Source organism: Streptomyces sp. Root1304 (assembly GCF_001426405.1).
Classification (GTDB): domain Bacteria; phylum Actinomycetota; class Actinomycetes; order Streptomycetales; family Streptomycetaceae; genus Streptomyces.
Window position 1 is genome coordinate 344565 of sequence record NZ_LMEP01000022.1, and the last position, 13908, is coordinate 358472.

A 13908-nucleotide genomic window follows, 5' to 3' on the forward strand; every position below is an offset into this window, starting at 1 on the left:
GGCCGAAAGTCGATCTCGCGGCCCCGAGGGGTCTTCGGCAGGCGGGAACGGAGGAGGGCGGAGGCGCCCTCGCGCCTCCGCTCTCTGCGGAAACCACCCTCGACCGGAATCCTCTGGAGGTGGCGTGAAACGTTCTGTCCGTCCGCTCTCCGGATGCTGTACGCGGCCTCCGGAGGGTCCCGGCCTGCGGCCGCGATGGGCACGTCGGGCCTCGCTCCGGCCGCCGGATCGGCGTGGACACCGATCGCATCCGCAACGGACCGGTGACACTCGGTGACGGGAGATGCCCGGCGGCCACCTCGGCGCGGGCGGTCCGGTGGACGCCCGTGGCGTCATCTCGCCTCGGTGGCGGTCACCTCGCCTCGGTGGCGGCCGCCCCGGCTCACCTCCCGCGCGTCGCGGGCCGGTCTCAGCAGCGGGCGAGCGAGCCGCTGTCGAGGGTGGACTTCTCCCCGTACACCCAGCCCTCGGTGTCCGTGCCCGCGATACGGGCGTAGATCCACTTGTTGGCGTCGGCGTTGGTGACGTAGCAGTGGTAGTAGATCTTCGTGCCGGAGTCGATCGCGGTCACGTAGGAGCACTTCGCGTACGGCCCGGTGTAGAGATGGGTGTTCTGGGCCGCGCGGCCCGCGCCGTCACTGCGGTTCGAATGGGCCCAGCCGGTGCACGACCGGGACACCGGGGTGGGCTCCTTCACCGTGGCACTGGGTGTTGCCTTCGGAGAGGTCGACGGGGCCCCGGTCGGCTCGGCGGACCCGTCGCCGGGCGTCGGCGTGACACCCGGTTCATGGTCTCCGCCCTTCGCCGGAGCGGTGCCGGACAGCGTCGCGCGGGGGGTGCGGGACGGGGTCGCCCGGGGGCTTCCGGACGGGCTCCCGCCGGGGCCGAAGGACGTCAGGTCCCCGGGGGGCGTCGGGCGGTCGGTCGGACCGCCGCCCGCCTCGGACCCCTCCCCGGCGGTGGTGGCGCTCGCCCCGGGAAGCGCCCGGTCCGGGCCGCCGCCCTCGGCGTCCCGCGTACCCATCAGGGCGTAGGCGACTCCGCCGCAGGTGAGGACGGTGGCGGCGGCCACCGCGACGACGGTGCGGGTGCGACGGCGCCGGGCCCGGACGCTCGTGGCCCGGGTGTCGGAAGGGCCGTGGTGCTCGGCGGGCATGCCGGACGGCACGCCCTGCGGCGCGGCGTACGCCGACGGAGGGGCGGCGTACCCTCCGGCCGCCATCGAGGGGGCGTGGTGCTGGGGCGCGGGCGGGGAGAGCGGCGCGTCGACCGCGGGACCGAAGCCCGGCGGAGTGGCGGACGGAGGGGGCGTCGAGCCGAAGGCAGGGCCGAAGCCGGGACCGAAGCCCGGCGGAGGCGGAGTGACGGGCTGGGGCGCCGGTGCCGGTGCCGGTGCCTGTGCCTGTGCGACCGCGGGGTCCGCGCCCTCGGCGACCGCCTGCAGCATCTCGCGCGCCTGCCCGGCGTCGGGCCGCTGGAGCGGGTCCTTGGCCATCAGCGCCCGCAGCACCGGGGCGAGCGGTCCGGCGCGCCGGGGCTCGGGCAGCGGTTCGCCGACGATCGCGGCGAGGGTGGACCACACCGACGTACGGCGGAAGGGCGCGGCGCCCTCCACGGCCGCGTACAGGGTCATGCCGAGCGCCCAGATGTCCGACGCGGCACCCGGTACCTGTCCCTGGGCGCGCTCCGGTGGCAGATAGTCGAGGGAGCCGACGATCTGCCCGCTCTGGGTCAGCTTGGCCAGGGCCTCGTCGCCGGGGGTCTCCATGCTGGCGATGCCGAAGTCGGTGAGCACGACCCGGCCTCCCCCGAAGCCTTCGGCGGCGGAGGCACTCCCGCGTTCGAGGAGTACGTTGCCGGGCTTGACGTCCCGGTGGAGCACGCCGGCCCGGTGCGCCGCGTCGAGCGCGTCCATCAGCTTGGCGCCGATCGCGGCCACCTCGCGCGGATCCAGCGATCCGCGCTCCGCCAGCACGTCGTCGAGGGAGGGCCCTTCGACCAGCTCCATGACGATGACGGGGAGCCCGCGCTCCTCGACGACGTCGTGCACGGTGACGACACCGCTGTGCCGGATACGGGCGGCGGCCTGCGCCTCCCGCTGCATCCGGACCCGGAGATCGGTCAGGTCTGCCGGGGAGGCGTCGGTGTAGGCCCGCAGGACCTTGACGGCGACCTCGCGGTTCAGCAGCTGGTCCACCGCCCGGGCGACCACGCCCATGCCACCGCGACCGATCATCGCGGTCACCCGGTAGCGCCCGCCCAGGACCTCGCCGACCAGATCCGCGCCGTTCGCCCCCGTCACCTGTCACATCCCGTTCGTCGCACTGTTCGAAATCCGCCACCTGTCAGGGCCACCAGGGTAGGGGTTCGCGCATCCGCGACGACGCCGGGCCCGGTCCTCGGCGCGAGGGCGGGGCCGCCAAAGGCCGTGGCCGCCAGGACATCTCACCGGAGATCAGGGCACTCGGACCGGTCCGCGCCGCTCAGCGGGTGCGGGGCTCCGCAGCCGACCTGGCGGCCTGTTCGATCTTCGCGCGGTGGGCCGCACGGGCTTCCTCGTCGATCTTCCTCTCGTGTTCGGCGCGCAACCCGGTCCGGCCGTCGAGGCCCTCGCGGAGGATGTCGGCGTGCCCGGCGTGCCGGACGGTTTCGCTGAGGACGTGGGTCAGGATGGCGAAGAGGTTCGTGTGGGGAAAGGGCTCGGGCCACCACGGGACGTGGCCGGGGGCGTCGAGGGGAAGCGCGTCGATCGTCGCGTCCGAGTGTTCCCACGTGCGCCGGTAGAACGCGATGATCTCCTCGCGGGTCTCGTCCTCGGTCGCCCACTGGTCGCTGCCGTCGGAGTCCTGCCACCGGGGCAGCGGTTCCGGGGACGGACGGTTGAAGACCTCGCCGAAGTACCTGGCCTCGACGTTGGCCACGTGCTTGACCAGGCCGAGGAGATTGGTCCCGGTCGCCGTCAGCGGCCGGCGGACGTCGTACTCGGACAATCCGTCGAGTTTCCAGAGCAGTGCCTCGCGGTCCCGCCGCAGTCTTCCGTGCAGGTTGTCCTTCGCGAATTCGTCGATCATGCGGGATGAGCCTTTCCTGGGCTGTTCGTGGCTTTCATGGACTGGTCGTGGCCTCAAGACGCTGTACGGGCCGGAGGCCGGGAACGGCTCGCGGCCGAACCGACCCGCGAGGGTCACCGTGCAGGAGAACTACGCGCAATCTGTTCGGCGTGGTTCCCTGATCCCGTCGAGCGGTTCGGTACGGAGGCCGGGGAAGTGGGCGGCTGCCAGGTGAGGATCCAGCCGGCGGTGAGCGCCACCGCACCGCCCGCCAGGGCGATGGCGCCGCCCGTTCCGATGCCCGCGGCCACCGAGCCGAAGCAGGCCGGCCCGACGCCCTGCAGCGTCATGCCGCCGGAGCCGAGCAGGCCGAAGGCCTGGCCCCGGCCCTCCTGGGGCAGGGCGTCCAGGAACGGCCGTTGCAGGCCGAGACCGTAGGCGAATCCGAAGCCGCAGAGCAGCAGCAGGCAGGACGAGACGCCCACTCCGGGCTCGGCGGCGAAGCCGACCAGCGGCAGTCCCATCAGCACGGTCAAAGGGACCACCAGTCGCTCCCGGGCGGGTGGCCGGAGCAGTCGGCCCACCAGCAGGTCACCGACAAGCATGCCGACCGGCAGACAACCCATCAGCACCGCGTACCAGCCGGGTGCGAAGCGGTGGCCTCCCGCGTAGGCGACGATCAGGCCTTCCGCGCCCGCTACGAACGCGGGCGGGAGCCACTGGGCCAGCATCAGCCGTCGCACCGGGTGTGCGCGCAGCAGTCGGACGGCACCGTACAGGCTCGTCCGGACGGCCCCGCCCTCGCCCCTGTCCTCGGATGCGCCGCCGGGCTCTCCCGGCTGCAGTCGGGGCAACCGGATCCGGATGGCGAGCGCGCAGCCGAGGTAGAGGACGGCGCTCACCGCGAGCGCCCGACGCGGGCCGAGTACCGCGACGGTCGCACCTCCCAGAGCCAGACCGAACAGTTGCGCGCCGGAGGCGGCGATGTTGTTCAGCGACCGGCCCAGCACATAGGCGTCGCCCTCCAGCCACTGCGCGACCAGCCGACTCGACGCACCGCTGAACACCGGTGTGGCGAGGGCGACCAGCGCCACGACACCGAGGCTCGCCGCGATCGGCATCCGGACCAGGGCGAGCAGCAGGGCGGCGGCGCACTCCAGGGCGTAGCCGCCGGCGAGGAGCGCGCGGGGCGGCAGCCGGTCGGCCAGCGAGCCCAGCAGCAGGGAGCCGAACAGCTGCGGGAGGAAGCCGATACCGAAGGCCAGTGCGCTCAGCAGCGCGGAGCCGGTGGCCGCGAAGACCAGTACCGAGAACGTGGTGATCCGCAGCGCGTCCGCGGTGATCGCGACGGTGCGGGTCGAGAAGAGCAGCCGGAATCGCGGCTCGGCGAGGACCTCCCGGTAGGTGACGCGGGGCTCGCCCGGCACGGGTTCGGCGGTTGGGGTCATGACGCGCAGCCTCGCCGTGCGCCCGCCCCACCCGCCATTGATTCGTCGCTGGACGAATCGGAGCGGGCGGCCCGGCGGTAGCATGCCAGGGTGCTGCGCTTCGAAGTCTCCGTCGAGGACCTGCTGCGCAGCCGCTTCGCACTGTCGCCCGCCATGGACCTCTGCTTGCTGCTGCGCTCGCTCACCGGCCACGGTCGGCCACTGACGCGAGCCTGGGCCACCCGGCTCCTGCCGGTGTTCGAGCGGCTTCGCCGCGAGACCGAACTGGACGCCGCCCTCGCTCTGCAGACCGCGCAGGGCGGACCGGACTTCGTCGCCCCGCCGCCGCGCGGCCTCAACCAGACCTGGGCGGACGACCTGGCCTCGATCCGGGCCACGCCGCTGGAAGCGGCCCGCCGCGAGATCGCCGCCACCGCGACCGGCCCGTCCGCCCGAGATCCCCGCGTGCGCGCGGTGCTGGACTCGACGGACGCCGTCGCCAGGATCGCCGAGGCGTTGGACCGGGCGTGGCACGAGCTGCTCGCCGCGGACTGGCCGCAACTGCGCGCGATCTGTGAGCGCGACGTCGTGCACCGGGTGGGGCTGATCGGCGAACACGGATGGGCCACGACCATCGAGAGCCTGCACCCGGGCATCGCGTCGCGTGCCGGCGGCATCGAGATCGGCTTCTTCCGGGGCGGAACGGTGCGCCTCTCCGGCGACGGCCTCCTGCTGATCCCTTCGGTCTTCGTCGGGCATGTCGCCGCCCACTACGAAGACCCCTGGCCGAGGACCCTGATCTACCCTGCCCGCGGCACCGCCGCGCTCTGGGGCGAGCAGGAGGCCGTCCCGCGACCGGACGCGCTGACCGCTCTGGTCGGCCGGGCCCGAGCCCGGCTGTTGGTGGCGCTGGACGCCCCGGCCAGTACGAGCCACCTCGCCCGAAGCCTCACCATGGCACCCGGCGCGGTAGGAGACCACCTCGCCATCCTGCGAGACGCGGGACTGCTGGTCCGCGCCCGCTCAGGCCGCTCGGTGCTCTACCGACGCACCCCACTCGGCGAGGCACTGGTCGCCGGCGCGGGCTGAGGGCCCCGGATCAGCGCGGATCTTCGAGACGCAGCAGGTGGACGCGACACCCCGCCGAGCACCCCCGCCCGCAGGACCACGAGGGCGCTCGCGGTCGCGCGGGCCGTGGCCGCCGGGCCGTGTGGCTCGGCGGGGGTGTCGTGTCCGCTTTCTTCTTCCCTCCCTCTACTCGCGGATCGTCATGGTCCAGAAGTACGTCTGGTGCACGCTTCCCAGTTGCTTGCCCTGGCCGCGTTCCATGCCGATGCCCGTCCAGTCCGGAAGGTGGAACATGGACTTGGTGCCCGTGTTGTTGAAGGCGGCGAAGGCCACGGTGAGCTGGCGCTTCTTCTTGTCGACGTTCACCACCTGGTAGACCTCGTTGAAGGATCCCAGGAAGGCGTCCGGCGTCTCGTTGCCGCCCTGCCCGTCCGTCTTCATGCCCCAGATGTCCTTGGCGATGTTCGTCTTGGGATCCGCGTGCGAGGCGTCACCGCCGACCATGGACGGCGGCAGGTCCCAGTCCGCGGCGTCGGCGACCTGGAACAGGTACTTCAGCATCTCGCGGTTGTGCGGCCCGGTCGCCAGCTGCTGGGTGATCTTGGCGCCGGCACCGAAGGAGAGGGCGCCGCCCTTCCCGTCGAGCCACCGCTGCAGCACGTCCTGCCAGACGACGTTCGAGGTCTGGCCCTGGAAGTCCGCGCAGCCCGCCGCGACGCCCGAACTGACCTCGGCGCCGTCGACGCACGGCTTCATGTTGCCGCCGAGGACGTACACGTACTTGCGGAGTTCCTTCGCGAGCCTCTTGTTGAACTTCTCCTGGGCGTTGACGAGGGAGTTGAGCGCGTTCCTGCACGCCTGGTCGCACCCCGGGGCGGGAGCCGTGGCCGGGCCGCGCGGGGTGTTGGGGATGCCGCCGCTCGTGTGCTGCCCGGTCGGCTTGCCGTTCACGACCAGCGGCGGACGGGAACCGCAGCGGCACGCCCGGTCGAGGCCGGTCGGGTCGCTGAAGTTGACCGGGTCGTTGGCCGAGTAGCTGTAGGAGCTCAGCTTCTGCGGCTCGTAGGGCGACTGGAGCGGGTCCGTGGAGAGGAACCGTCCCAGGTTCGGATCGTAGACACGGGCCCCGAGGAGGGAGAAGCCGGTCGAGTCGTCCTCCGCCATGCCGACGAAGCCGCGGTCGCTCCCCGGCGCCGGGCCGGTGGAACCGCGCTGTGCTCCGAAGGGCGTGTAGCGGCGCCGGGTGACGAGCCCCGCCACGGTGATCGCCAGCTGGGCGGAGGCCTGGCCGTCGCCGAGCAGCCACGTCAGCACGCCGTTGGCGCTGCCGTCCGCGGTGCGCATCGCGACGCTCGCGTCACCGGCGGTGTAGTAGCGGGTCGCCTTGGCGGCCGCGGTGCCGACCTTGCGCACCTCGTGACCGTCGACGTAGAGGACGTTCTCCTGCGGCGTGGTGCGCAGCAGGACGTTGCCCTCGGCGTCGCGGACGTACCGGGTGGTTTCGTCGCCGGTCGCCTTCTTCTGGGTGATGGAGGCGAGCCTGCGCTGGGGGGTCCAGGCCAGCGAGGAGGCGACGCCCGCGACGGTGCGGTTCTTCAGCTGGCCCGAGGCGTCGTAGTCGTAGGTGTCCTTGCCCGAGGGCGAGGTCACCGAGGCGACGGCGTGCGGGCGCGGCTGGTCCGGGGTGTACGTGGACTCGTCGGCGCTGTAGCCGGCGTAGGCGTAGTCCTTCTTGGTCGTCGCCCCGCCCTGACGGGTGTCGGTGACGGACTGGATGTTGCCCATCCCGTCGTAGCCGTACTGCGTCTGGTAGGGCGCGGGTCCGGCGAAGTCGGAGCCGGGCGTGGTGCCGCAGCTCGTCGCCGCGGTGGTCCAGGCGTCGGTGAGCCGGTTCAGGTCGTCGTAGCGGTAGCACTCCTGCTGGTTGTCGGTCGAGGCGCGCAGGGAGGACACCGAACCACCGTTGTCGTGGGTGTAGGTGTCGTCCTGCACCTTGGTGCTGGTGCCGTTCCTGAGGGTGTTGGTGACGACGTTCTTGAGCCAGCCGGTGCCGTTGGCGTCGTCGTAGCCGAAGGTCCGGGTGAGGGACGTGTCGGTGCCCACGGTGCCGAAGCTGCGGGAGGTGAGCCGGCCGTAGTTGTCGTACCCGGTGCCGGACAGGTAGGTGGCCAGGCCGCTGGAGACCTTGGAGAGCCTGCCCTGGGGCGTGTAGGCCGTGGTGACGGTCTCGGCGGGCAGGCCGCCGATCGCCGGGTAGGCCACCGAGGTGACGTGGTCGGCGGAGTCGTAGCCGAACCCGAACGTGTACGAGCCCGCGAGGCCTGCTCCGTCGTCGGGGACGGTGACCGACTTGGAGGTCGGCCGCCCGTTGGCGTCGTAGGCGTTGACCCTGGTCGTGTACGCGAGCGCGCCGGCGTACGTGGTGCCCGCCGCCGGCAGGCCCTTGCCGCCGGTGGCGGTGTCGTAGGCCTGGCTGGTCAGGACGGTGGTGCCCTGCTTCGTCCTGGTGCCCCGCAGCAGGTTGTCGTACTCGTAGCTGAGCACGGTGCCGTTGGCGTCCTGGGTGGTCGCCACCTGGCCGTTGCCGTCGTACGTCGTCGAGCTGGCCCCGGCGTCGGGATCCTCGGTGGTGACGCGGTCGCCCGCCCAGTTGTAGGTGTAGTGGGTGGTGTTGCCGCGCGAGTCGTGGATGTACTTCAGATCGCCGCTGCGCGTGTACTCGTACGACGTCGTCAGTGACTCGGCGCCGATGTGCTCGACCACCTTCTCGGTCCGTCCGAAGACGTCCGTGTAGGTGTCGACGGGCCCGCCGGTGGGCGGGAAGACGGTGGTCAGGTCGGCGCCGCCGTAACGGGTGACCGTCTTGTTCACCGGCTGGACCACGCCGTTGACCTGGATCTGCGTCAGGGTGGTGCGGCCGGCCCAGTCGACCACGGCGTCCGTGTACGACGGGAGGTCGGCGACGGCCGGGTTGACGGGTGCGGAGCCCATCGCGCCCGAGTTGTAGAACGGTGCCGAGGTGCCGGCCACGTTCCCGGAGGAGTCGTACCGGGTGACGGTCACGATGCGCCCCGCACCCGAGGGTGCGGTCTCGTGCTTCTCCCTCTCACGGCCCAGGCCGTCGCTGTAGACGATGCTCTGCGCGTACGTCGAGCCGGACTGCAGCGCCTCCGAGGTGGTCTTGAGGCCGGCGCCGGTGGCCACGTCGGGCACGCCCGTCGGGGAGTCGGCGACCGGCACGCCGTAGCTGAACCTCAGCGTCGGGTTTCCGGCGGGGTAGTTCGCGGACTCGGCCGGTTTGAAGACCTGCGAGACGCGGCCGACCGCGTCGTAGACGACCCGGGTGGTGTTCCCGTTGGCGTCCACGGACTTCCAGGGCCGGCCGAAGAAGCGGGAGTAGTACTCCGTGGTCGCCATCGGCGTGCCCGGGCCGGTGCCGTCCGGGTCCGGGGTCGTGGTCGTGATCCCGTCGTTGGGCCACGAGGTCGCCGGGTTGTACGTCGTCGTGGTCAGGTTGTTCCTGCCGTCCCACGCCTTGGTCCGGCGTCCGGCCCCGTCGTACTCGCTCCGCGCGGCACGGTAGGCGGTGGCGTCGGTGTGGACCCGCACCTCCGTGGCGTTGCCGTCGGTGAGCTTGGTGTCGTTCTCCGAGAACGAGGTGGCCCCGTCGTAGAACGTGATGGTCCGCTTGTCCTGGTGGAGGGTGTCGTTGCCCGCCGCCTGGTCCGCGGCCACGGTGGTGCAGGAGACGTTGTAGTGCCGGTCGTCGTCCTGGTAGACCATCCAGCGCTTGGTTCCGGTCCCGTCGAGGACGTCGGTGTTGTAGGCCCGGCCGTACTCGGTGCAGCTGTTGTCCGAGACGCCGGTCGCGCCCCACTCGTCGATCCGCATCGGCAGGCCGAACGTCGTGGAGGCCGCCTCGTTGTCGTCGTACTCGTTCTCGACGATGTGCTCACGCCAGGTGGCGGAGGCGTCGGAGGACGTCGCCAGCTTCTCCAGGCTCCGCGTCTTCTTCTCGCGGACGAACCTCGCGTCGGGCAGACCCACGTACTGCGCGGTGTTGTGCGTCCAGTACTCGTGCCACTGCCGCGACTGCGCCTTGTCCTCGTGGTCGCGGCTCGACGTCTCCAGCGTCTTGCCCGCCAGCCAGGGCGAGTCGGTCCACTCCGCGCCGTCGGAGTCGGTGACCTTCACCGAGCGCGTCTGCGCCGGATCCGTCTTCACCGTCCGGTCGCCGTCGAGACCGCGGTACAGCCAGTAGTAGGTGGAGTGCTTGTTGGAGCCGGCTCCGGTGGTGACGAGCACCTTGCCGTAGCCGCGCCACTCCGACCAGGACTCGTCCTCGTCCTTCGCGATGGGATCGGCGGTGAACCGCCAGCCGGGTGCGCCGTCGTACTCGTACTCCGTCGTCATCGCCGGATCGCCGTCACCCGCGTCTCCGGGATCGGCGACGACCCTGGTCACCACGAACTTCTTGAACCAGCCGCTCCGCTCGGTCTCCGAGCCTTCCGGGGTCCACTTCTGCCAGAAGCACTCGTAGGCGTTGGACGACTGCGAGGGCAGGTTGTTCTCGTCGCACTGGCGGTCGATGGCGCCGGCGTCGTCGGTGGCGTGCCCGTAGGTGGCGGTGATGGTGGCTCCGGTGTCGGTGAACACCTTGTTCATCCGCCGGAAGTTCAGCTCCCCGGCGCCGACCTTGTTGTCCTGCCACTCACCGTTGAAGTTGATCGTGGGCAGCGTGATGTCGTCGCCGGAGTAGCCGCGCCGCTGGATGTAGTCCAGCCACAGCTGGTCACCGACCGCTCCGGCCGGATCCATCAGCGCGTACTTCATCTGGTACTGGCGGACGGTGTCCCAGGCCGCGGCGTTGTCGTCGCGGACCTTGATCACGATGTCCCACAGCATGCCCCGCTGGAAGAAGGTCGGGAAGTAGGTCTTGCCGACGCAGGACTCCCCGTCCTCGGGCCCGTCGCAGATGAGGTCGACGGGCACGTCCGGATAGGACTCCGGCTTGGCGTCGATCGTGGGGCAGTCCGGGGTCGTGTGGTTCAGCGGGTCCTTCTCCGCCATCCGCTCCACGCACCGGTTGACGTGCTGGAAGTCGACCTGGCCCGGCAGTTGGGCGCCGGGGATCTGGGAGGACCAGCCGTAGTCGATCCGCTCCAGGTAGGAGGCGGAGTCGTACGAGCGCGCCTTGTCCGCCGCCGCCACCGAGCGGTAGAAGTTCTGCTCCTTCGTGTAGAAGTAGGTGTTCTCCACCTCGTTGGGCGTCACCACCCGGTCGAGGTTCCACCGGTAGGCCTGCTTGCAGGGGTTCGGGTAGGAGGCGTGGCACGGCTCGCCGGCGTCGTCGCCGACGACGGGGACGGTGAGGACGGAGTTCGTCTTCTCGTACGCGCTCTGCGAGTTGAGCCGCTCGGTGCGTCCCCAGCCGAAGTAGTAGCGGGTGCCGTCCTGGTGGGTGATCACCCAGAACTCGTCCGTGTTGTCGCTGCCGTAACCGCCGTTGAGCTTCTGGACCCGCCAGCCGGGGTCGTCGAGCAGGTGGAAGGAGCCCGTGCCGGTGCCGTCCTGGATCAGCTCCGACGTGGTGCCGCCGAGATTGATCACGTAGTTGGCGCCGTTCGGGTCCTGGCCCGAGTTCGGGGAGTCCCAGCACAGGTCGCCGAACGTGGGGTGGCCGTCCTGGGTGCAGTTCTTGTAACGCCGCTCGATGAAGCCGACGTTGAGGTCCCAGCCCATGCCGACCCAGGAGGCCTGGTTGTTCGACCCCGACGTGCGGCCGTCGATGGACTGGGAGTTGTAGTCGAGGGACAGCTCCGGCGCCTTGCCCATCGGGGGTTCCGGCACCTCGATCGGAACCGAGTAGGTGAAGGCGCCCGATCCGAGCGACACGTCCCACTTGCCGGTCGGCGAGAGCGTACTCGCCCGGTAGTCACCCTTGTCGGAGGACGAACCCGAGGCCAGCGCGTACACCGACGGCTCGGCGAGGGCCGCCATGCCCGAGATCCGGCGCGTCTCCGGCGCCGCTTCGACGACCGCCGTCAGGCTCTTCCGGCCGGTGTCGTTCTTCGCCGTGACGTACTGGGTCCGCTGACACGCCGCGACCTCGGGGGTGGTCGCGGCACACGCGGGCAGCCGGACCATGCGCAGCCGGGAGGCGAAGTCGCCGCCGTAGGCCGTGGCGAACCCGGAGTAGTCGATCGACACCTCGACCGGACCCGCCGTACGGCCACCGTCCTTGCGGGACACCCGCAGGGCGAGGCCGAGCCCGCCGGCTGCCTCGGCCTGCCCGTGGTCCAGTACCTGAACGTCGACCTTTGACGGCGGAAGGTCGGCGCTCAGGCCCGCGGACTTTGCTTTCGCTTCCGGGCCCGACTTCGCCCGGCGTACCGAAACGGAGGGCGTTCCCACGGACTTGGCCGTCGTTCCGAGCTCGACCGTGGCCACCGAGGGGGCCGGCCAGGACACCTTCGGCGCCTGCGTCAGGGTCGGCTCAGCGGCCTGCGGAACCGGCGCGTCCAGCGCCCGCGCCCGCACACTGGGCTCATCCGCCCGGGGCAGCGCCACCGCCGTCGCGGTCGGTGCGACCACCAAGGCGGAGAGCAGACCCGCCATCAACCCCTTGCTGACCAGCGCGGCCATGCCGCGCGAGCGCAATCGTCTCAAGGTTTCGCTCAACTCTCTGGAGGGCCGCCGCATCTCGGCCACTCGCACGCCCGGCGGCGCGCCTCCTCGCGGCCGGGACACCTCGGCTATGGGTTCACTGTGCACGGATCAGGACACAGGGCACGGACCCTAGACTCCGCCGGATTGCCATGTCCAGTTCAACAAATGCGACAATCAACGCCTATGACCCAACGGTCTGTTGCAGGTGCAACACTTCTGACAAGATCCCTCCCTGTCAGCCGTCCAGAGCGCGAGCACATGGACACATGCCCAGGTCACGGAGCATCCGGACCGCAGAGGGAGGAATCTCGATGCGCCTCGCATCCCGGTTCAGATCACGCAGGATCGCCGTCGTCCTCAGCACCGTCCTCCTCGCCGCGGGGCTTCAGTTGACGGGCGCGTCGACCGCCGCCGCGGTCGTGGCCGAAGGCCCGGTCTTCAACAAGCCGACCGGCACGGTGGCCGAGCAGCAAGCGATCCGCACCCAGCTCCTCGGGTACATCGGCACGGCCGCTCCGGGCTCCGACATCAAGGTGGCGATGTACCACCTGTGGGACGAGGGGGTCGCCCAGGCGCTCGCCGACGCGCACACCGTCCGCGGGGTGAACGTCCAGACGATGCTGGACTCCACGAGCGCCGCGTCCACGACGGACACCTCGTACGCGATCCTGGCGAACGCCCTCGGCACCGACCGCACGAAGAGCTCGTTCGTCGGCACCTGCCCCGCGAAGCAGTCCTGCCTCGGTGACCCCGCCGCGCTGAGCGGCAACGGGATCAACCACAACAAGTTCTGGCTCTTCTCCCAGGTCGACGGCGCCTCCGACCTCGTGGTGCAGAGCTCCTCGAACATGACCCCGTCGGGCTACAGCCGCATGTGGAACAACGCCTTCGTGCTGCCGTTCAACGTCCCGATGTACACGGCGTACTCGAACTACTTCGCCAAGCTCAAGGGCATGGACTGGCAGAGCTGGGACTACAGCACCACCACGTCGAGCCCGTTCAAGGCGTACTTCTTCCCGTACCCCGGCGCGGGGAACTCACAGGACACCATCTGGAACGTCCTCGACAACGTGACCTGCGCGTACACCTCCGGCGGCGTCAGCAAGCAGACCAAGGTCCGGGTCGCGGTCCTGCGGCTCACCCGGCAGGGCGTCGCGGAGAAGCTGACGGCCCTCCAGCGCGCCGGCTGCTCCGTCGACGTCGTGTACGCGGAGACCGACAGCCTCGCGAGCAGCGGCACGGCCGGCACGTGGGAGGCACTGCACGCCACGGGCGGCCCCACCGTGCGCTGCTACAACTGGGACGAGGACAACAACCCGGACACCACCAACTCGGTCGTCCACTCCAAGTACCTGCTGATCGACGGCATGTACGACGGCACCGTCAACAAGGTGCTCTGGACCGGCAGCCACAACTACTCCGGCCCCGCCCTCCGCGAGAACGACGAGGCGCTCCTCAAGGTGGACAACTCCGCCTACCACGACGCCTACGTCGCCAACTTCACCGCGGTGAAGGCCGCGGCCTTCCCCGGCACCGCGGACACGTCCGACGAGTGCAAGGGCGTCAAGAAGACCACGGACTGACCTTCCCGCTCCCCCTCTCGCGACCGGAGCCGCCGACGGTGTCGGCGGCTCCGCCCACGCGTGCGGTGCCGGGCCGGGGGTGCGGAGCCGGGCCAGGGGTCCCCCCGCGCA

At 70.9% G+C, this 13908-nt stretch carries 6 protein-coding genes; 2 read left to right on the top strand and 4 right to left on the bottom strand.

Annotation, left to right across the window (positions count from 1 at the left end; genetic code table 11):
- Positions 1-409: 409 nt before the first annotated feature.
- The 3 genes from ASD33_RS21005 to ASD33_RS21015 all read right to left on the bottom strand — a co-directional run bounded on the left by ASD33_RS21005 (position 410) and on the right by ASD33_RS21015 (position 4498).
- The gene (locus ASD33_RS21005; protein ID WP_056562473.1) at positions 410-2302 is read right to left on the bottom strand and encodes a serine/threonine-protein kinase; all 1893 of its coding nucleotides are present in this window, start codon (positions 2300-2302) and stop codon (positions 410-412) included.
- A gap of 181 nt (positions 2303-2483) precedes the next feature.
- Positions 2484-3071, bottom strand: a complete 588-nt coding sequence (locus tag ASD33_RS21010; RefSeq protein WP_056562477.1) for a DinB family protein — start codon at positions 3069-3071, stop codon at positions 2484-2486.
- 113 nt (positions 3072-3184) lie between these two features.
- Entirely contained in the window at positions 3185-4498 is a 1314-nt protein-coding gene (locus tag ASD33_RS21015) for an MFS transporter (RefSeq protein ID WP_056562480.1), read from the bottom strand.
- A 90-nt stretch (positions 4499-4588) separates the two neighbouring features.
- On the opposite strand from ASD33_RS21015, the gene ASD33_RS21020 reads away from it, so the two are divergent.
- A complete protein-coding gene (locus tag ASD33_RS21020) occupies positions 4589-5566 on the top strand; it encodes a winged helix-turn-helix domain-containing protein (protein WP_056562483.1) in 978 nt (325 codons plus the stop codon).
- 165 nt (positions 5567-5731) lie between these two features.
- On the opposite strand, the gene ASD33_RS21025 is transcribed toward ASD33_RS21020, so the two are convergent.
- Entirely contained in the window at positions 5732-12214 is a 6483-nt protein-coding gene (locus ASD33_RS21025) for an RHS repeat-associated core domain-containing protein (RefSeq protein WP_157870063.1), read from the bottom strand.
- A 311-nt stretch (positions 12215-12525) separates the two neighbouring features.
- Here ASD33_RS21025 and ASD33_RS21030 point away from each other — a divergent pair, with 311 nt between their 5' ends.
- Positions 12526-13797: a phospholipase D-like domain-containing protein gene (locus tag ASD33_RS21030; protein WP_056562488.1), complete on the top strand. Its 1272-nt coding sequence runs from the start codon at positions 12526-12528 to the stop codon at positions 13795-13797.
- Positions 13798-13908 lie beyond the last annotated feature (111 nt).